The sequence below is a fragment of the Polaribacter vadi genome, from assembly GCF_018861005.1.
GTDB classification, from domain to species: domain Bacteria; phylum Bacteroidota; class Bacteroidia; order Flavobacteriales; family Flavobacteriaceae; genus Polaribacter; species Polaribacter vadi_A.
In genome coordinates, this window is sequence record NZ_JAHKQL010000009.1 from 20,947 (window position 1) to 41,720 (window position 20,774).

The 20,774-nt window shown below is 28.6% G+C and carries 21 protein-coding genes; 10 read left to right on the forward strand and 11 right to left on the reverse strand.

What is annotated here, in order from left to right; genetic code table 11:
• Positions 1-228: 228 nt before the first annotated feature.
• Positions 229-1,773 carry an Rne/Rng family ribonuclease gene (locus KO506_RS06400; RefSeq protein WP_215994069.1) on the forward strand — a complete coding sequence of 515 codons (1,545 nt, stop codon included), beginning with the start codon at positions 229-231 and terminating at the stop codon, positions 1,771-1,773.
• Positions 1,774-1,858: 85 nt separating this feature from the next.
• Here the strand turns inward: KO506_RS06400 and KO506_RS06405 are convergent, their stop codons facing one another.
• Positions 1,859-2,392, reverse strand: coding sequence for a hypothetical protein (locus tag KO506_RS06405; RefSeq protein ID WP_215994070.1), 534 nt, complete (start codon positions 2,390-2,392; stop codon positions 1,859-1,861).
• A 75-nt stretch (positions 2,393-2,467) separates the two neighbouring features.
• Positions 2,468-3,439 (reverse strand): glycerophosphodiester phosphodiesterase, encoded by a 972-nt coding sequence (gene glpQ / locus KO506_RS06410; protein WP_215994071.1) that lies wholly within the window; start codon positions 3,437-3,439, stop codon positions 2,468-2,470.
• Between the two features lie 78 nt (positions 3,440-3,517).
• On the opposite strand from glpQ, the gene KO506_RS06415 reads away from it, so the two are divergent.
• A complete protein-coding gene (locus KO506_RS06415; protein ID WP_252726809.1) occupies positions 3,518-3,712 on the forward strand; it encodes a hypothetical protein in 195 nt (64 codons plus the stop codon).
• Here KO506_RS06415 and KO506_RS06420 read toward each other — a convergent pair.
• On the reverse strand, positions 3,709-4,683 hold the full coding sequence (locus tag KO506_RS06420; protein WP_215994073.1) for an endonuclease/exonuclease/phosphatase family protein: 975 nt from the start codon (positions 4,681-4,683) through the stop codon (positions 3,709-3,711). The genes KO506_RS06415 and KO506_RS06420 overlap by 4 nt on opposite strands.
• Positions 4,684-5,482: 799 nt before the next feature.
• Between KO506_RS06420 and KO506_RS06425 the strand changes: the two genes are divergently transcribed.
• The 3 genes from KO506_RS06425 to KO506_RS06435 all read left to right on the forward strand — a co-directional run bounded on the left by KO506_RS06425 (position 5,483) and on the right by KO506_RS06435 (position 7,669).
• Entirely contained in the window at positions 5,483-5,824 is a 342-nt protein-coding gene (locus KO506_RS06425) for a hypothetical protein (RefSeq protein ID WP_215994074.1), read from the forward strand.
• 116 nt (positions 5,825-5,940) lie between these two features.
• On the forward strand, positions 5,941-7,152 hold the full coding sequence (gene hflX, locus KO506_RS06430) for a GTPase HflX (RefSeq protein WP_215994075.1): 1,212 nt from the start codon (positions 5,941-5,943) through the stop codon (positions 7,150-7,152).
• A 319-nt stretch (positions 7,153-7,471) separates the two neighbouring features.
• On the forward strand, positions 7,472-7,669 hold the full coding sequence (locus tag KO506_RS06435) for a hypothetical protein (RefSeq protein ID WP_215994076.1): 198 nt from the start codon (positions 7,472-7,474) through the stop codon (positions 7,667-7,669).
• Between the two features lie 4 nt (positions 7,670-7,673).
• Here KO506_RS06435 and KO506_RS06440 read toward each other — a convergent pair whose 3' ends face one another.
• The 6 genes from KO506_RS06440 to KO506_RS06465 form a co-directional block, all read right to left on the reverse strand.
• The gene (locus KO506_RS06440) at positions 7,674-8,789 is read right to left on the reverse strand and encodes a CNNM domain-containing protein (protein WP_215994077.1); all 1,116 of its coding nucleotides are present in this window, start codon (positions 8,787-8,789) and stop codon (positions 7,674-7,676) included.
• 86 nt (positions 8,790-8,875) lie between these two features.
• A complete protein-coding gene (locus tag KO506_RS06445; protein ID WP_215994078.1) occupies positions 8,876-9,781 on the reverse strand; it encodes a DUF3078 domain-containing protein in 906 nt (301 codons plus the stop codon).
• Positions 9,782-9,848: 67 nt separating this feature from the next.
• Positions 9,849-10,709, reverse strand: coding sequence for a DUF3078 domain-containing protein (locus tag KO506_RS06450; protein WP_215994079.1), 861 nt, complete (start codon positions 10,707-10,709; stop codon positions 9,849-9,851).
• A 32-nt stretch (positions 10,710-10,741) separates the two neighbouring features.
• On the reverse strand, positions 10,742-11,248 hold the full coding sequence (locus KO506_RS06455; RefSeq protein WP_215994080.1) for a DUF2480 family protein: 507 nt from the start codon (positions 11,246-11,248) through the stop codon (positions 10,742-10,744).
• A gap of 73 nt (positions 11,249-11,321) precedes the next feature.
• Positions 11,322-11,642 (reverse strand): DUF59 domain-containing protein, encoded by a 321-nt coding sequence (locus tag KO506_RS06460; RefSeq protein WP_215994081.1) that lies wholly within the window; start codon positions 11,640-11,642, stop codon positions 11,322-11,324.
• 36 nt (positions 11,643-11,678) lie between these two features.
• Entirely contained in the window at positions 11,679-12,104 is a 426-nt protein-coding gene (locus tag KO506_RS06465; RefSeq protein WP_215994082.1) for a SufE family protein, read from the reverse strand.
• A 181-nt stretch (positions 12,105-12,285) separates the two neighbouring features.
• On the opposite strand from KO506_RS06465, the gene KO506_RS06470 reads away from it, so the two are divergent.
• A complete protein-coding gene (locus KO506_RS06470) occupies positions 12,286-13,212 on the forward strand; it encodes a PfkB family carbohydrate kinase (protein ID WP_215994083.1) in 927 nt (308 codons plus the stop codon).
• A gap of 58 nt (positions 13,213-13,270) precedes the next feature.
• Complete coding sequence (locus tag KO506_RS06475) at positions 13,271-15,169, forward strand: amidophosphoribosyltransferase (protein ID WP_215994084.1); 1,899 nt, start codon at positions 13,271-13,273, stop codon at positions 15,167-15,169.
• Between the two features lie 71 nt (positions 15,170-15,240).
• Here the strand turns inward: KO506_RS06475 and KO506_RS06480 are convergent, their stop codons facing one another.
• Positions 15,241-15,849 carry a superoxide dismutase gene (locus tag KO506_RS06480; protein ID WP_215994085.1) on the reverse strand — a complete coding sequence of 203 codons (609 nt, stop codon included), beginning with the start codon at positions 15,847-15,849 and terminating at the stop codon, positions 15,241-15,243.
• Between the two features lie 113 nt (positions 15,850-15,962).
• The gene (gene fbp, locus KO506_RS06485) at positions 15,963-16,973 is read right to left on the reverse strand and encodes a class 1 fructose-bisphosphatase (RefSeq protein ID WP_215994086.1); all 1,011 of its coding nucleotides are present in this window, start codon (positions 16,971-16,973) and stop codon (positions 15,963-15,965) included.
• A gap of 201 nt (positions 16,974-17,174) precedes the next feature.
• Here fbp and KO506_RS06490 point away from each other — a divergent pair, with 201 nt between their 5' ends.
• Genes KO506_RS06490 through KO506_RS06500 form a run of 3 tightly spaced genes read left to right on the forward strand, consistent with a single transcriptional unit; the run spans position 17,175 to position 20,772 of the window.
• The gene (locus tag KO506_RS06490; RefSeq protein WP_215994087.1) at positions 17,175-17,654 is read left to right on the forward strand and encodes a GNAT family N-acetyltransferase; all 480 of its coding nucleotides are present in this window, start codon (positions 17,175-17,177) and stop codon (positions 17,652-17,654) included.
• Between the two features lies 1 nt (position 17,655).
• On the forward strand, positions 17,656-18,909 hold the full coding sequence (locus KO506_RS06495) for an aspartate kinase (RefSeq protein WP_215994088.1): 1,254 nt from the start codon (positions 17,656-17,658) through the stop codon (positions 18,907-18,909).
• Between the two features lie 57 nt (positions 18,910-18,966).
• Complete coding sequence (locus tag KO506_RS06500; RefSeq protein ID WP_215994089.1) at positions 18,967-20,772, forward strand: GNAT family N-acyltransferase; 1,806 nt, start codon at positions 18,967-18,969, stop codon at positions 20,770-20,772.
• Positions 20,773-20,774: the final 2 nt, after the last annotated feature.

The window sequence follows — 20,774 nt, forward strand, 5'->3', positions numbered from 1 at the left end:
GTAAAAAAAGAAAGAGAGCAAAAATCTCTACACACAAAAGAAAGAAAAGAGCTAGAGCAAATAGACACAAGAAAAAGTAAGCGTTAGCTTACTTTTTCGTTTATAGTTTAGCGAAAAGAATTACAAGTTCATTGACATCGAGGTTACACAAACCTCAAATGGTATTACAAATACCTGACAATATTAATCCATCTGCACAAAAAAGTGCAGTGTTAAAACCAGTTCAGTATGAAAACAGAATTAATAATTCGTTCAAATTCATCTGATATTGATTTTGCCTTATTAAGAGATGGAAAACTTATTGAATTAAATAATGAAACAACTGATAACAAATTTTCTGTTGGCGATATCTTTTTAGCCAAAATAGGAAAAGTGTTAACAGGTTTAAATGCATCATTTGTAAATGTTGGCTATCCAAAAGATGGTTTTTTACATTATCATGATTTGGGTGCACAAGTAAACTCATTAAATTCGTTCATTAAGAAAGTAAGCACAGGTAAGTATAAAGATTTCACTTTAAAAAACTTTCGAAAGGAAGTAGACATTAACAAAGACGGTAGTATTAAAGATGTACTAAAAACAGGGCAAAACTTGTTAGTACAAATAGTAAAAGAACCAATTTCTACAAAAGGACCAAGATTAAGCTCTGAGCTTTCTATAGCTGGTAGATATTTAGTTTTAGTCCCTTTTTCTAATAGAGTTTCTGTATCTCAAAAAATAGCAGATCCTAAAGAAAAAGAACGTTTAAAAAGGTTGGCAAAAAGTATTAAACCTAAAGGTTTTGGAGTAATTTTAAGAACTGTAGCTCAAGGTAAAATGGTTGCAGAATTAGATAAAGACTTACAAAACTCTTTAGAACGTTGGAAAACAATGTGTAAAAGAATACCTAACACAAACACACCAACAAAAATTTTAAGTGAGTTAAACAGAGCATCTTCTATTTTAAGAGATGTTATGAATGAAACCTTTACAAACATTGTAACAAATGATGAGACTTTGAAAGTAGAAATTAAGGAGTATTTACAAGAAATTTATCCTGAAAAGGAAAACATTGTAAAACTACATAGATCTACAACTCCTATTTTTGAAAAATACGGAATTGAAAGACAGATTAAAACATCGTTTGGAAAAACTGTTTCTATGAGTAAAGGTGCTTATTTAGTTATAGAGCACACAGAGGCTTTACACGTTATTGATGTAAATAGCGGAAATCGTTCTAATAAAGCTGGTTCTCAAGAAGATACTGCATTAGAGGTAAATTTAATTTCAGCCACAGAAATTGCACGTCAATTACAATTACGTGATATGGGTGGTATTATTGTTGTTGATTTTATTGATATGCACAAAGCTGAAAACAGAAATAAATTGTTTCAGCACTTAAAAGATCAAATGGCTTTAGATAGAACAAAACACAAAATTTTACCTCCAAGTAAATTTGGGTTAGTTCAAATTACAAGACAAAGGGTTAGACCTGAGTTAAGTATAAAAACTACCGAAGACAACCCAAATATAAATGGACAAGTAGAAGCTCCTATTGTTTTGTTAGACAAAATAGAGGCTGATTTAGAAAAACTTATCTTTAAACTAGAAAGTAATAAATCAACAAATAAAAAGATACAATTACATATTCATCCTTTTATTGCTGCTTATTTAACAAAAGGAGTAAATTCAATTCGTTTTAAATGGTATTTAAAACACAAAAAGTGGATTACAATTATACCTAGAGATGCTTACACATACTTATATTATAAATTTACTACTGTAAAAGAGTAACCTATATAATAAGGCAATAATTTATTATCAAAAAACCCCACAATTTTTAATTGTGGGGTTTTTCTATTTTATATAAATCTTAATTTTAAGACCAAGGTTCTTTGTTAACTTCTAACTGTTTTTGGCTTGTAAGCAAGGCTTTTTTATTTTGTTCTGTTTCTCCAATTTTTAAACAAGAGTATAATAAAAAACTAATTTCTAAGTCCTTTTTATCTAATAATAAGAGTTTTATAGATTCTTTAAAATTTTCATCAGAAAAAGATTCATCAAATTCTGCAATCTTAATTTCGTTTTTATAAATAGATATTCTCTTTTTATAATGAATGTTAACTGCATAAGTAACTCCATTAATATTAATAGAATAAATGGTTTTTCTATTGTTTTGAGAAATCAGTTCTATAATTGCAGCATTGTTATTCTCTATGCTAAATACCATTTTCCATTTCCAAAATTGAAACTTTTTTGTAATTTTATAAATGATATTTTCCTCTTTATTAAAAACCTCACAACCAAATTTACCAAAATCCATAAACCAACTAGAAATATATTTTATTTCTGTTGATAAATAAGTAATTAAAGTATTATTGTTGTGTTTTATTGTGTATAAATGTAAATTCATAGGGAGCAATATTAGTTCACAAAAATAGAATAACTAAAGTAAAATTGAATTATTTATATGATTAAAATAACGCCTTTATTTTCTTAAAAATGCAATAACTTTATCAGGGAAATCTGTAAAAGCACCATCTACATTAGCATCAATTAAAAGTGTTTGCATCATTTCTTTAAAGGATGAAAACTCTGCTAAATCATCTGCTCTAAAAGTATAAGGATGCACTTTTAAACCTAACTCATGGGCATCATCAACAAGTGTAGTAAACGTAAATTTATCACCTTCTTTTTCACTTAGAATTTGTCTGTACCAAGGGCCAATACCATCTGCATAAGTTGCAAAATGTACTAATTGTTTTGTTTCTTCTTTAAACTCCATTAACTGAACCAAAAATAATTTAGATTTTAATTCTTTACGAATTCTTTCTAATTCTTTGGCATTAAAACACTGTAATATACAGTTGTCTTTTTTGGTCTTGTAACCATAATCAGAAAGAACTTTTAAAACAATTTCGGTTAAATTTTTATTTTCTTTTTGATGAAATTCTGGCGCTTTTATCTCTGGATAAATCCCAATATTTTTACCTGTAGATGTATTTAAACCTTGTATTAATTCGATTTCTTCTTGTAAAGAATGCAGTTTAAAATCTCCATGCCAAACAGGAAAGCGATTCGAATATACTTGTTTGCCTGTTTTTGGATTAAATCGTTCTGAAACTTGTAATGTTTTTAATTCATCAAAAGTAAAATCGATAACATAATAACGATTATCACTTCTTTTTCTCTCAGGAAATATTTTAGCAACATCAGTTACATCATCCAAATAAATATCATGAATTACAATAGGCACATCATCTTTACTTAATACCAAATCTTGCTCAATAAAATCTACATTCATTGCATAAGCCATTGCTTTTGCTTGCAAAGTATGCTCAGGTAAATATCCAGAAGCTCCTCTGTGTGCTATGACTATTTTTTTGCTCATTGGTTTTAGTTTTTGATGTGTTTTTTTACATCCAAAGATAATTATTAATAAAAGTATTATTTTCTTCATTCTTTAAAAGTATAACTTTTGTAGTTTTGCGATATGAAGTTAGCGTTAAAAATAATGTTTATTGTCTTTTTACTTTGGATGATAGTAGGAATATATCTTGTTAATACAGAACATGAAAAAGCCCAAATTGTTATGGGTTTAGGCGTTTTGTTTTTGTCTTTTTTATTTATGCCTTTGTTTATTTATTATAGATATAGAGATGGTAAATACAAGAAGTATATTCTAAATGATGAAAAACTTTTGAATGCTTTTAAAGGTGTTAAAAAAGATTAGTCTTTCTTTTTTAAAAAAGCATATACAGGGAAATGATCTGAAAAACCACCTTTATACCAAGGGCCAATATAAGTTCTAAAAGGGCTTCCTTTGTATTTGCCTTTGTAAATTTTCATCCACTTTTTATTAAAAACCTCTGCATATTTAAAGTAGCTTTTACCCTCTTTTTTTTCTAAGAAGTTTTTAGAAAATATAATTTGATCAAATAAGTTCCAATTACCATTATAAGTTAAAGTACCATTGCCTTTTGCTAACAGACTTTTCATAGGATTGTAAAAATCATCTTTAACCAAAAAATCTTTTACACTTGTACTTGTAGGGTCATCATTAAAATCGCCCATAATTATAATTTTTGGGCTCATTTCTTTACTTTTTATTTCTTCGATAATACCTCTTGCAGTTTCTGCAGCAATAATTCTTTTAGGTTCAGTTTCTAGGGCACCTTCTCTTCTAGAAGACCAATGATTTACTAATATATGTACTAACTCACCGTTTAAATTTCCACTAACTTTTAAAATATCTCTGGTGTAATCTCTTTTGCCTCTTTCATCTTTTAAATAAACAGGGTAAGTTTCAGAATCAATCAACTCAAAAGCAATTTTATTGTATAATAAAGCAACATCAATTCCACGTTCATCAGGCGAATTATGATGTACAAAACCATAATGATGTTTTTTTAAATAAGATGAATTTGCCAAATCAGAAACCACTTTTGCATTTTCAACTTCTACCAAACCTACAATTGCAGGCGGATATTTAGATCTGTTTAAACCCAATTGAGAAATTACAGAACTCAGTTTTTTTATTTTAGAATCATAGCGTTTATAGTTCCATTTGTTTCTTCCTTTAGGTGTAAAATCATCATCCGCAGTTTTAGGATTGTCTATAGTATCAAATAAATTTTCTACATTATAAAATGCAATTGTAGTTATATTTTTTTTCTGTTTAGATGATGATAGTGTTGGAAACATATTTTTTACTTTATTGTAAAAATAGACAATTATTTTAGGGCATTCATAACTTAAACCTCTAGTTTTATTAACTTTCAAATAACTATAAATAATAATTACTATTATAAATTTGTAGTGATTAAAATTTGAATTTGGCTATAGAAAGAATTAACTGAATAAGTACGAAATTTAAAATAGCTATAAAATCCTCAATTTCATTGAGGATTTTTAATTTTAATTATAAATTAAACGCTTAAAATTGCTTTTTAAGCAACTTTTAACTTTTAGTAAATGTTTTATTAACATTAAAATCAACTCAAATAAATAAAAACATTTTATTTTTGCATAAATAAAAATTAACTATTAAAAAGAAAGAGTATAAGAAAAAAAGAAGTGTAAAAAATTTGAATTGATTAGTTAAAACCTCAATGTAAATTGAGGTTTTTTCTATTTATATAGCTTTTGTTCTTTGTAATTCTACAAGATGATTTCCTAATTTTTTATTGAAATAAAATAATTTTCACAAATAATTTTTATACTCTTAATGTTAAATTAATCTAAGATATTGCATTGTTTTTATAAGAATAAGGTAATTGCTTAAATTACTCTTACAATCTTTATTTTCTATTATTAATACAATTGTATTTTAATAATTATTAACACTTTTTTGATAGTTTATCTTTAATGTTAACCCTTTTAAAAAAGTACCCAAACTAACTAAAACTACATGTTTTTATAACATTTACTTTAGCTTTTAAAATTATACTTCTATTAATTTTACAGTGTTAAATAATAATACCTAAAAACAAAATATAATAAAATGAAAAAGCTATCTATTGTAATTTTACTAACTTTTATGACTGTGTTTTCTACTTTTTCTAATAATGATGAAAGAGTAAAAAAAGAGGTAAATAATCGATTAAGAGTTAAGATTGAAAACTTATTAGGAGACTATCAAAATATTTTAGATAATACAGAAGAAAAAGCTTCTATTAAATTTATCATTAACAGACAAGGAGAAATTATTGTGTTATCAGTTAACACAGAAAAAGAAAACATAGCCAAGTTTATAAAAAGAAAATTAAACTATAAAGTGGCTACAATTAAAAATGTAAAATTTTTAAGAACCTATACACTACCTGTAAAGTTTGTGAAAGAGTAATATTTTTTAAAATATTTGAATTTGAATTGGTTAATTAAAGCTTTTAGCTTAGCCTCAACAATTGTTGGGGCTTTTTTGGGTTTTAAAATAAAGAATAGTTTGTATTTTTGTATTATATGATAGATCAAAAAGAAGCCATTTCAGAAAAAGCTGTTTTAATTGGTGTAATTACACAACAGCAAGATGAAGCAAAGTCTACAGAATATTTAGATGAGTTAGAGTTTTTAACATCAACTGCAGGTGGAGTTGCTGTAAAACGTTTTGTGCAAAAAATGGAAAGACCTAATCCTAAAACATTTTTAGGCGCTGGTAAATTAGAAGATGTTAGAGCTTATATTCATTCCAATCATATTGGTACTGCCATTTTTGATGATGAATTATCGCCAGCACAATTACGTAATATAGAGAAAATTTTAGATTGTAAAATTTTAGATAGAACCAATTTAATTTTAGATATTTTTGCTCAAAGAGCACAAACAAGCTCTGCTAAAACTCAGGTAGAATTAGCACAAAGCGAATATTTATTACCTCGTTTAACGAGACTTTGGACACACCTTGATAAACAGAAAGGTGGTATTGGTATGCGTGGACCTGGAGAAACAGAAATAGAAACAGATAGACGTATTATTCGTGATAAAATATCTTTACTAAAAAAACGATTAAAAGTCATTGATAAACAAATGTCAGTTCAGCGCAAGAATCGTGGTAAAATGGTTCGTGTGGCTTTAGTTGGGTATACCAATGTTGGTAAATCTACCTTAATGAACGTAATTAGTAAAAGTGATGTTTTTGCCGAAAATAAACTTTTTGCAACCTTAGATACTACAGTTCGTAAAGTAGTTATTAAGAATATTCCGTTCTTAATGACAGATACTGTTGGGTTTATTAGAAAACTGCCAACACAATTGGTAGAGTCTTTTAAATCTACCTTAGATGAAGTTCGTGAAGCAGATTTGTTGTTACATGTGGTTGATATTTCTCATCCTAATTTTGAAGATCATATTGCTTCTGTAAATGATATTTTAAGAGATATAAAAAGTGATGACAAACCTACTTTAATGGTATTTAATAAGATTGATGCTTATGCACACGAAACTATTGATGAGGATGATCTAGAAACAGAAAAAGGTAAAGAACATTATACTTTAAAAGACTGGAAAAAAACCTGGATGAATAAAAATGAGGTTGAATCTATTTTTATTTCTGCTTTAAATAAAGAAAATCTAGACGATTTTAAAGACAAAACTTACGAAGAAGTAAAGAAAATACACATTCAACGTTTTCCTTATAACGACTTTTTGTACTATGAGTATAAAGAGGAGGAATAGTTTTTTTAATATTAGATGTTTTAAACAGCTAGTAATTTTATTTTTAATAATATTCTTGGTTTCTGGTTTTTCTAAAAAATCTGTTTTTAGAAAAATACAGAAACCCTCTGTTTTAGTTTTACCTCCCTATGATTTAAATGCCAATGGAGGTTTTTCTCCTGAAATACAAGATATATTAGAAACAAATTTTAGCAATAATTTTGAAATAATTCTGATAAATTTTCCTTTCAAGAAACTTATACAGGTTCCATATCAAAATGTATACGATAAAAAATATTGTAAATTAATTTCAGAAAAAATAAATGTTGATTTTATAATAATGTCGAAAATTGACCTAAAAGATATTCTGAAACAGAATAAAAAATGGGACTTAAATTTTAGAGTTTATAATGTTAAAGAAAATCAACAAATAGCTTCTAAATTAAAAGGTAAAGATTTGTCTTATGATCAAATAGAGGATAAGATTCAAAATAATTACCAAATTTTAGTTGATGAAATGTCAGGATTCAAAAAATAATTATTTATCCCTTTTTATCTTCCTCAATAATACCCATTCTTTTGGCGCGATTTTCCCAAGATTTTCTTGCATAAGATTGTAAATCTGCAATATTATCGGTTTCGTCCATAATTTCTAAACCTAATAAAGTTTCTATAACATCTTCTTGAGAAACTAATCCGCTTACAGAACCATACTCATCTACAACTAAAGCAATATGTTCTTTTTCTTTAATCAATTTATCAAACAAATCTGCAATAGATAAATCTCTGTTTGTAATTAGAATATCTCTTCTAATTGTTGCTAAAGTTTCAGAACCTTTACCATTAATTATAGCTTCTAATAAATTATCTTTTAAGAAAAAACCTGTAATTTCATCTGGATTTTCTTTAAAAACCGGAATTCTAGAAAAACGTAAATTTTTATGATCGTTGTAAAAAGCTTGTATAGTTTGGCTTTCATCAGCAGTTTCTAAAACCGTTCTTGGGGTCATTACATCATTTACTTTTATCTCTTTAAAACCTAAAAGATTTCGAATTACTTTACTTTCATTCTTTTGAAAAACGCCATCTTTTTCAGCCATTTCTGTCATTACTAAAAAGCCTTCTCTACTTAAAATACTTCCATGGCCTTTACCACCAATTAATTTTGTAGTAAGCTGTAAAACCCAAAGAATACCTGTCCATTTTAACGGAAAAATCATAATGTTTAAGGCTTTAGAAGTAAAGTTAGATAATTGTTTCCAGTAAGTTGCACCAATGGTTTTTGGAATAATTTCTGAAGCTACTAATATTAGAATTGTCATTATTGTAGAAACAACACCAACCATTATATCTTCTGTAAACTCAAAGCCTAAAATACTACTTGTGGTAGTTCCGTACATTTCTGCGTAAGCAACTTTTGCTTGTACACCTACTAAAATTGCACCTACAGTATGTGCAATTGTGTTAATTGTTAAAATAGCAATTAAAGGTTTGTCTACGTCTTTCTTTAAAGTTTCTAATTCACTTGCGTAACTTTCACCTTCGCTCTTTTTTAGGTTGATAAAAGTAGGAGTAATACTTAATAAGACTGCTTCTAAAATAGAACACAGAAATGAGAAAAAAATAGATATTGTTGCGTAAATTATTAATAAGGTCATCCACAGAAATTTAAGTTACAAAAGTAATTAAAATAAAAAACCTCAAGAATTTCTTGAGGTTTAATATATATTATTTTTTTATTTAATTAAAAAGCATAGCTTAAACCAAATAACCAGTAAGATTGTAATTTGTTATCTTCTGCGCCTAAATCTACTCCTTGAAAGTTTGCTGCTTCTTGTTTGTTGTTTCTTAAACCAAGCTCAAAACCTAAACCAATGCCTTTCCAGATTGTGTAACCAAAAGAGTTGGTCCATGTCCAGTTAGATAAATCACCATCTTTATAGCTTTGAAACATAGATAAGTTAGATTTTACACTTAAACCTTTGTATTTGTTTGTGTAATCTGCAACAATTTTTGCACCTAAAGAAGATTCAAAAACAGTATCTCCACTACTAAATACAAAATTGTAGTTTCCTGGGTGTATAACTACTACTAAATGGCTTGTTGGTGTCCAAGTTGCACCAGCACCTAGATCTAAATAACCAGGGTCATTAAAATTGTCTAATAATGTTGTTCTGTATTCACCTAAAGCAGAAATTGCCCATTTTTTATTTAATCTTTTACCATACAAAGAAGAAATTGTAAAAACGTCTGTTGCAGTTTCGAATTTATCAGAATCTGTAGGGTCGTCTTTATCATCAATTTTAACCCAACCTAAATTAATTGTACCAGAGTTTCTCCAGAAAAAATCTTCTTCAATTAGATTTGCAAATCCGTTAACAGTAATACCAATATTACCTGCAGATGTATTTGGGGCAGTTCTTGCATACCAATTGTTAAAACCAGATAAACTAGCACCAATAGTACCAAAAGCACCTTTTCTCCAGCCAGGTAATGCATCAATTTTAGCTTGTAAAGCTTTTACTTCTCCTTGTAATTTAGCAATTTGAGCTTTTTTAGGAGCTTGTTCTTTTTTTAATTCTTCAGCAGTTTGTGCATTTGCAGTAAAGCTAATGCATACTAATAATAGTAGAATAGAAAGTTTTTTCATTTTTTTGTTTTTACTTTTAAAAAATAAGCGTGCAAAAGTACACTTTATTCTTTAGACAATAAATTTATTAATAAGTCACTTTATCATGAAAATTATAATTAACACCTAAGCCAAATAATTGTTTAAATTGAATTCTACTAGAAGCATTATCATCAATAATAGTATGAAAAGTCATAAGCATTTTAATAGATTTGTTTACTGTAAAACGAATATTTGTTTGATAATCAGTATCTATATTGCCAATGTTTGCTAAATAATCAGAATAAAGCGTTAAGATATTTTCCATCTGAATATTTTCCATCAATTTAAATTTATAATAGCCAGATAAGTTAAAACCTAAACTAAAAGCGGTATTTCTACCATCATCTACACCAAATTGACCAGAAAAATCATCGTTAACAAAAGTGTATCTTGCAGTTCCTGGTGCAATATTAACATTTAAATTGTCCGATTTTTTCCATAACATACCAGGTCCAAAAGTTAAATATGCAGGCGATAAAAAGTCAGAAACAGCAACTTTAGGCTCAACATTGTAATTAAAACCCTCTGAGTATTGTGATTTAAAATTGCTGATAAAAGAAAAAAACCAATATGTGGTTGTTTTAATACCAAGTACAGAATTTAATTCGAAACGATCGTCCGTTTTTCTCCAACCATTTTCGCTTAAATGACTTAATCCGTAACTGGTTATTAGTCTAGTATCCCAGTTCACGTTATTTTTTTTGTAATTAAAATCGTAATTCACGTTAAAGTTACTAGCTATTGTATTTTCTCCTCCTGAAGACCAATTAGAAAATGAAGATTGATTAAAAACAAAAGTAAATTTGCCATTAATTTTCCATTTGGGTTGTGGTTCTTCTTTTTTCTTTTTTTGAGATAAAACGCTTACAGAGCTTAAAAAGAAAAGCAATAGCAATAAATTTTTCACGATATAAAACTTTAAATTACACAAAAATAAAATTAATTTTTAGACTTATAAAGAGGTACTGTTGAGCAAGCTTCGCCAAACATAATTGACTTTGCAATAGGTTGTAGTTTTTCAATTAAAAAAGCAAATGCTGATGCTGGTATAGGTTTTTCTGCACAACCTTTTATAATTACAGGCTTATTAGCAAAATCTCTTAAATCTAAAAAACCAATTAATTCTTGATATATTACAGTTTCTAATAATTCTAAATCGCCAATTACTACTTTATTTGCAAAAGGTATTAATTCTGAAGCGACTAGCATAAAAGCCCAAGAAGGCACAATAGCATCTACAGAACAATTTACAGCTACAAAAGAATTTTTGTACTGTTCCCAATTATGGTTTTTTACTGAATCTCTAAAGTCTTTTTCTTTTAGAATTAACTCTTCATAAAGCCAATCTTTAATATCAAACAAAACTCTTTTTCCTTCAGGATAAATTTCTTCTAAATCAAAAGTTTTTAGTTTGCTATTGGCAACTCTATTTATAATTTCTTCCATTTTTCTTTAAGTTTCAAAGTTTCAAAGTTTTTTTAGTTTTGAATACTGAATACTGAATACTGAATACTGAATACTAAAGCATACCTAATTCTAGTTTTGCTTCTTCACTCATCATTTCTTGGGTCCAAGTTGGGTCGAAAGTAATTTCTACCTCACACTCGTTTATCTCTTTTAATGTTTTTACTTTATCTTCAACTTCTACAGGTAAAGTTTCTGCAACAGGGCAGTTTGGCGATGTTAAGGTCATTAATATTTTTGCATTGTTTTCATCAGAAACAAAAACATCATAAATTAAACCTAACTCGTAAATGTCAACTGGTATTTCTGGATCAAATATGGTTTTTAAAACTCTTATAATTTTATCTCCTATTTCTTCTAATTCTTTGTCTGTCATTCTGTTGTTGTGTTATTCCTAAAATTATTAGGAAACTTAATTAGCTAATTTAGTTTGTTGCGCAATTGCGTACATTTTTATCTGTTTTACCATAGAAACTAAGCCGTTTGCTCTTGTTGGCGATAAATGTTCTTTTAAGCCAATTTCATCAATAAAATTTGTATCAGCATTTAAAATATCTGTTGGTTTTTGTTCAGAAAAAACGCGCAATAATAATGCCACAATTCCTTTTGTTAAAATTGCATCACTATCTGCTGTATATTTTATGGTATCGTTTTCTAATTCAGAGTAGAGCCAAACTTTAGATTGGCATCCTTTTATTAAGTTTTCATCTAATTTGTATTGAGCATCAATAATTGGTAAAGATTTACCTAATTCTATAATGTATTCATAACGCTCCATCCAATCATCAAACATAGAAAACTCATCAATAATTTCTTCTTGTATTTCTTTGATAGTCATTTTTAAAACTTATTTTTGCCTTTTGTAATTTATTGTACAATAATCGTGCAAAATTAGGCATAAAAAGGCATTTTATGTCTTAATAATATAAAAGAAAGATTTTTTATTAACAAACTATAGAGAGAGTAATGTTTCTCTTAATTTAAAAATCCCTTCTTTTTTAGAAGGATTAGAGCAATTTATGAGTAAATTATTGGCAGTTGGTACTGTAGCATTTGATGCAATTGAAACACCTTTTGGTAAAACTGATAAAATTTTAGGAGGTTCAGGAACTTTTGTAGGTTTAGCTGCAAGCACTTTTGGTATTGAAACAGGTGTTGTTTCTGTTGTTGGCGGAGATTTTCCTGATGATTATCTTAAAATGATGAATGCTAAAGGAATTAATACTGATGGTGTAGAGGTAATTAAAGAAGGAAAAACGTTTTTTTGGAGTGGTAAATATCATAATGATATGAACTCTAGAGATACTTTAGTTACAGAATTAAATGTGTTAGAAAACTTTAAACCAATTGTGCCAGAAAGTTTTAAAGATGCAGGTATTGTAATGTTGGGTAATTTACACCCCTTAACACAAGCTTCTGTTTTAGACCAAATGACGGAAAGACCAAAACTAGTTGTTTTAGATACAATGAATTTTTGGATGGATATTGCATTGGCAGATTTGCATACTGTTTTAAAAAGAGTAGATGTAATTACTATTAATGATGAGGAAGCACGTCAGCTTTCTGGAGAATATTCTTTGGTAAATGCAGCAAAGAAAATTCACGAAATGGGGCCTAAATATGTAGTAATTAAAAAAGGAGAACATGGAGCTTTATTATTTAGCGAAGGAAAAATGTTTTTTGCACCAGCTTTACCTTTAGCAGAAGTTTTTGATCCAACAGGTGCAGGAGATACTTTTGCAGGTGGTTTTTGTGGCTATTTAGCAAAAACAGAAAACATCTCTTTTGAGAATATGAAAAACGCTATTATTTACGGTTCTAATTTAGCCTCTTTTTGTGTAGAGAAATTTGGTACAGAACGTATGCAAGAGTTAACCCAAGATGAAGTAAGAGTTCGATTACAAGCTTTTAGGGAATTAACTCAATTTGATATAAACATTTCATAATTTAATCCGCGGTTTTTGCTGCGGATTTTTTATTTCAATAACATAAAATATTACTATAATGAGTGATGCTATTAAACACGAATGTGGAATTGCACTTGTTCGATTAAAGAAGCCTTTACAGTTTTACAAAGACAAATATGGTTCTGCCTTTTACGGAATTAATAAAATGTATTTATTAATGGAAAAGCAGCACAATAGAGGGCAAGATGGTGCAGGTTTTGCAAGTGTAAAATTTAATGTAGAGCCAGGTACAAGGTATATTAGTAGAGTACGTTCTAATAAACCACAACCTATACAAGATGTTTTTGCACAAATTAACGAACGTTTAAATGGTGTTTTAGAGCAAAACCCAGATAAAAAAGACGATGTTGCTTGGCAAGAAGAAAATATGCCTTATGTAGGAAATTTATTTTTAGGGCATGTACGTTATGGAACTTTTGGTAAAAATAGTATAGAAAGTGTACATCCTTTTTTAAGACAAAGTAACTGGAAACACAAAAACCTAATTGTAGCTGGTAACTTTAACATGACTAATTCTAATCAAATTTTAGAAGAATTGGTAGAGTTAGGGCAACATCCAAAAGAATTTACAGATACAGTAACAGTAATGGAAAAAATTGGGCATTTTCTAGAGGATGAAGTTGCAAAATTATACCAAGAAGCTAAGAAAAAAGGATTTAACAAAAGAAACGCATCACCTTATATAGAAGAAAATTTAAAACTAAAAAAAGTTTTAAAAAGATCTTCTAGAAATTGGGATGGTGGTTATGCAATGGCTGGTTTAGTTGGTCATGGAGATGCTTTTGTTTTAAGAGACCCAAATGGAATTAGACCAACTTATTTTTATGAAGATGATGAGGTAGTAGTTGTAGCATCAGAAAGACCAGTTATACAAACTGTTTTTAATGTAAAAATAGATGAAGTTAAAGAGTTAGAAAGAGGACATGCGCTAATTATTAAAAAAAGTGGTAAAACTTCGATTAAAAAAGTAAACGAACCAAGAGAAAATTTAGCTTGTTCTTTTGAGCGTATTTACTTTTCTAGAGGAAGTGATGCTGCTATTTATGAAGAACGTAAAAATTTAGGGAAATATGTTTTTCCTGAAATATTAAAATCAATAGATAGCGATATTTCTAATACAGTATTTTCTTTTATACCAAATACTGCAGAAACATCTTTTTATGGAATGACAGAAGCTGCTGAAGATTTATTAAATCAACAAAAAACAGCAAAAATTTTGGCTGGAGGTAAAAATTTATCTGCAGAAAAAGTTACTGAAATTTTATCAGAAAGACCACGTTTTGAGAAAATTGCCATTAAAGATGCTAAGTTAAGAACTTTTATTGCTGATGACAGTTCTAGAGATGATTTGGTAGAGCATGTTTACGATATTACTTATGGGGTTGTAAAGCCTACAGATAATTTGGTAATTATTGATGATAGTATTGTACGTGGAACAACTTTAAAGAAAAGTATTATTAAAATTTTAGATAGGCTAAGCCCTAAAAAAATTGTGGTAGTGTCTTCTGCACCTCAAATTCGTTATCCAGATTGTTACGGAATTGATATGGCAAGAATTGAAGCATTTATTGCCTTTAAAGCTGCTTTAGAGTTGTTAAAAGACACAAATCAATATCATATTGTAGATGATGTTTATAAAAAATGTAAAGAGCAACAATCTAAAAACGACGAAGAAATTATAAACCATGTAAAGGGAATTTATAGCCCTTTTAAGGCTGAAGAGATTTCTGCTAAAATTGCTGAGATGTTAAAAACAGAAGATATTAAAGCAGAAGTAGAAGTTATTTATCAAACAATAGAAGGTTTACACAAAGCTTGCCCTGATAATTTGGGAGATTGGTATTTTACTGGAGATTATCCAACTCCTGGAGGTATGAGAGTTGTAAACCAAGCTTTCATTAATTTTTATGAAGGTAATGATGAAAGAGCTTATTAGAATATTATAAATTATTGATATAAAAAAAGCATCCAGAATTGGATGCTTTTTTTATATCATAGAGAATCTAATTACTTAGCTTCTGCATATCTTTTTTCAACTTCGTTCCAGTTAATTACTTTAAAGAAAGCACTAATATAATCTGGTCTTCTGTTTTGGTAATTTAAGTAATATGCATGTTCCCAAACATCTAAACCTAAGATTGGAGTTCCACCACAAGTAACACCTGGCATTAATGGATTGTCTTGGTTTGGTGTAGAACAAACTTCTACTTTACCACCTGGTAAAACACATAACCAAGCCCAACCAGAACCAAACTGAGTAGCTGCAGCTTTAGAAAAAGCATCTATAAACGCTTCTTTAGTACCAAAAGCTTCTTCAATTGCATCTTTTAATTCACCAGATAAATAACCACCATTTTCAGGATTCATAACAGACCAAAATAAAGAATGATTGTAAAAACCACCACCATTATTTCTAACAGCACCATTACTCATATCTAAATTAGTTAAAATATCTTCAATAGATTTTCCTTCTAAATCAGTTCCTTCAATTGCTGCATTTAATTTTGTTGTATATCCATTATGATGTTTTGTATGGTGTATTTCCATAGTTCTTGCATCAATATTTGGTTCTAGTGCATCGTAAGCATATCCTAATTCTGGTAATTCAAAAGCCATAATTCTTTATATTAAATTGATTAAATAAAATTTTTGTTCCACAAATTTAACTATAAATACATGGTTTTACAAGAAGTTTACGTTTTGATAATTTATTGCTGTATAAGAAAGATTTATTCGCCAAAAGTTTTCATGAATTGTTCAACTTTTTTCACCATATTTTTACTTCCGCAAACAAAAGGAACTCTTTCATGTAGTTCTTTAGGTTCTATTTCCATAATTCTATTATATCCATCTGAGGCTAAACCACCAGCTTGTTCTGCTAAAAATGCCATAGGACTACATTCATACAACAAACGTAGTTTTCCTTTTGGGTTTTTTGATCCTTTAGGATACATATAAATTCCACCTTTTATCATATTTCTATGAAAATCAGAAACTAAAGAACCAATATATCTACTTGTATAAGGTCTATCTCCTTCTTCTGCTTGGCAATATTTTATATACATTTTAATTCCTGCAGGAAAATCTAAATAATTTCCTTCGTTTACAGAATAGATACTTCCATCTTCTGGGAATTTCATATCAGGATGTGATAAATACCAACTACCTAAAGCTGGGTTTAATGTAAAACCATTTACACCATTTCCTGTAGTATATACCAGCATAGTAGAGGTACCATAAACAATATAACCTGCAGCTACTTGTTGGTCTCCAGATTGTAAAAAATCTTGTATTTCAACAGGTGTTCCAACAGGAGTAACCCTTCTAAAAATAGAAAAAATGGTACCAACAGAAACGTTAACGTCTATGTTTGATGAACCATCCAAAGGATCCATAAGAACAACATATTTATTTTGATGATTCTCATCTTTACTATTAATAACAATAAAATCGTCTTCTTCTTCACTAGCTATTCCACAAACAATATTTCTGTCTGTAAGTGTTTGAATAAAAATCTCATTGGCATAAACATCCAACTTTTGTTGATCTTCTCCTTGAATATTAGTGTCTCCTGCAGCTCCAGTAATATCTACAAGTCCGGCTTTATTCACTTCGTGATTTACAACTTTACCAGCTAATCTTAATGAATTTAGTAATCGAGATAATTCTCCTGATGAATACTTAAAATCGCTCTGATTTTCAATAATAAATTCTCCTAAAGTTTGATTTTTTTTTGCCATTATTATGATTAATAGTTAATTATTTAACAAATATCTGAACTTTTTTGAGTTACTACAACGTTTTCGAATTATATTTTTATTTATAATTGACTGTTTTCAAGAATCTTTAAAAAATTGAACAAAATAAGTTTTATTGTCAAAAATCTTCAATAATTTTTAGCGATTATAAAATCAAGTATCTTTGACCAAAATTTTAATAGTATGAGTTTCAACATAAGGTTAGGAAAACAAAAAGACATGCAATCTGTATTAGATTTAATTACTGAATTAGCAGTTTTTGAAAAAGAGCCAGATGCTGTAGAAATTACTGTAGAAGATTTAATTAATGATGGTTTTTCTGCAAATCCAAAATTTAAAGTTTTTGTAGCAGAACAAGAAAGTAAAATTATTGGTATTGCACTTTTTTATGAACGTTTTTCTACATGGAAAGGTAGAACTATACATTTAGAAGATCTTATTGTTACCAAAGAAAAACAAAAAATAGGAGCAGGTAAGGCTCTATATACAGCTGTTTTAAAATATGCTTACGATAATAATTACAATAGAGTTGCTTGGGAAGTAATTGATTGGAATACAAGTGCTATAGAATTTTATAAAAGTACAGGCGCAACTTATTTAAGTGATTGGTCTGTGGTGCAAATGAATAAAGAGAATTTAGCAAAATTTATAGAAAATAATTAAGATGAAGATTTTTAAGTTTGGAGGAGCATCTGTAAAAGATGCAGAAAGTGTAAAAAACGTTGCAAGTATTATAAAAAATGAAGGTGCTAAAGATACCTTGGTTGTAATTTCTGCAATGGGAAAAATGACAAATGCTTTTGAAGATGTTATAGAATCTTATTATCATAAAAAAGAAGATTTACCTAACAAGCTTAATTTTATAGAAGAATATCATAAAAATATTATGGGTTCTTTGTTTGATAAAGGTGATGATGTTTACAAAGAAATAGATGTTTTGTTTGGTGAATTAGGTTGGTTTTTGGCTAGAAATACATCGCAAAGATTTAATTATGTTTACGATCAAATTATTTGTTTTGGTGAATTATTATCAACCAAAATTGTAAGTGCGTATTTGGCAAAATTAGGTCAAGAAAATGTTTGGTTTGATGTAAGAAACTACATAAAAACAGATTCTAATTATAGAGATGCAAAAGTAGATTGGCAACTAACAGAAGAGTTAATTACTAAAAAAGTAGATACTTCTAAAATAAATATAACTCAAGGTTTTATTGCTGCTAATGATACTGAAAATACAACCACTTTAGGTAGAGAAGGGTCAGATTATACAGCTGGTATTTTTGCCTATTGTTTAAGCGCAGAAAGCGTAACTATTTGGAAAGATGTTCCTGGAGTTTTAAATGCAGATCCAAGAGTTTTTTCTGATACTACTTTGTTAGAGCAAATTTCTTATGAAGAAGCTATAGAAATGGCCTTTTATGGTGCTTCTGTAATTCATCCAAAAACGCTACAACCATTAGAAAGAAAAGAAATTCCGTTATTGGTTCGTTCATTTGTAAATCCTAAAGAAACAGGTACAAAGGTTAGTAAAGGTACAAGATTAGTGCCATATATACCTTGTTTTATTGTTAAGAAAGATCAGGTTTTAGTTTCTATTTCTGCTTTAGATTTCTCTTTTATGGTAGAAAATAACATCAGTTTTATCTTCCAAAAATTACACGATTATCAACTGAAAGTAAATTTAATTCAGAACTCTGCCATTAGTTTTTCTGTTTGTATTGATAATAAGTTCAATAAATTTGATGCTTTTTACGAGGAATTAAAAAATCAATTTAAAATTGAAGTTCAAAAAGGAGTGGATTTATATACAGTTCGTCATTTTGATGATAATGCAATAGAATTGATAGAAAGTAAAGGAAAATCTTTGCTAACTCAGGTAAATAAAGAAACATCACAAATAGTTGTTAATCCAAATTAAAACAAATTAGAACTTCGTTTTTTTTACTATGTTTGTATTTAGTTTTAACTGAACTTTATGGCATTAGTAACTTCTAAAGAAATAGCGCAAGTAATTGGTTTACAGAAACTTGGTTTTATTGGTACTTTTATAGGTTGGTTGCTTATAAAGGTGTTAAGAATCTCTAAAGTAAATAAGATTTATGATAAGAATAAAAATAAATCTGATTTAGAGTTTTTAAATGCTGTTTTAGAAGATTGTAATGTTCAATTCGAAATACCAGAAGAAGATTTAAAAAGAATACCAAAAGATGGTCCTTTTATTACGATTTCTAATCATCCTTTAGGAGGTGTAGATGGTATTTTATTATTAAAACTTTTAACTGAAAAAAGAACAGATTATAAAATAATCGCCAATTTTCTGCTTCATAGAATTGAGCCATTAAAACCTTATGTAATGCCTGTAAATCCTTTTGAAAACAGAAAGGATGCAAAATCTAGTGTAGCAGGAATTAAAAGTGCTTTATTACATTTAAAAGAAGGTAAACCTTTGGGTATTTTTCCTGCAGGAGAAGTTTCTACCTATACAGAAGGAAAATTGAAAGTAGATAAACCTTGGGAAGAAGGTGCTGTACGTTTGATAAAAAAAGCTCAAGTACCAGTAATACCTATTTATTTTCATGCAAAAAACAGTCGATTTTTTTACTTTTTATCAAAAATATCTGATACGTTAAGAACAGCCAAATTACCATCAGAAGCTGTTTCTCAAGATGATAAATTAGTTAAAGTTAGAATTGGGAAACCGATTGCTGTAAAAGATCAAAACGAATTTAAAGACATACCCGCTTTTTACGAATTTATTCGCAAGAAGACTTATATGTTAGCAAATCCTTATGATAAAAAGAGCAAGATTTTATCAACAGAAAAAATAAAAATTAAAAAATCTGCTAAGAAAATTACTCCACAAAAAAGTATAGATTCATTTATTGAAGAGGTTGATACTTTAAGAGAGAATAATGGTAGATTGTTAGAAAGTAAAAATTATGAAGTCTTTTTTGCAAACGCAAAAGACATCCCTAATTTGTTACATGAAATTGGTAGGTTGCGTGAAATTACCTTTAGAGATGTTGGTGAAGGCACAAACAAAGCCATAGATTTAGACAAATATGATAAGTATTATTATCATATGTTTTTATGGGATAGAGCTGCAAATTGTTTGGCTGGTGCATACAGAATGGGTTTAGGTAAAGAAATCTATAAAAAGTATGGTATTAATGGTTTTTATGTACAAACATTGTTTAGAATTGAGCCAGAATTGCATCAAATGATGGAAAATACTATAGAAATGGGACGTGCTTTTATTATTGGCGAATATCAGCAAAAACCTATGCCTTTATTTTTATTATGGAAAGGTATTGTGCATGTTACTTTACGTTATCCAGAACATAAATATTTAATGGGTGGCGTTTCTATTAGCAATCAGTTTTCAGATTTCTCAAAATCGTTAATGATTGAGTTTATGAAATCTCATTATTACGATCCTTATATTGCACAATACATTTATCCGAAGAAAGAATACAAGGTAAAATTAAAAGATGGTGATAAAGATTTTGTGTTTGATGCTACAAAAGCAGATATGCAAAAGTTTGATAAAATTATCGATGAAATAGAACCTGGAGCACTTCGAATTCCGGTTTTAATTAAAAAATATGTAAAACAAAATGCACGTTTGGTGGCTTTTAATGTAGATCCAAAATTTAACAATGCTGTAGATGGTTTAATGTATATTAAAGTGGCAGACATACCACAAAGCACTGTAAAACCTGTTATGGAAGAATTTCAAGCAGAGTTAGAACGTAAAGCTGCAGAGTTGCAGAAGAAGTAAGA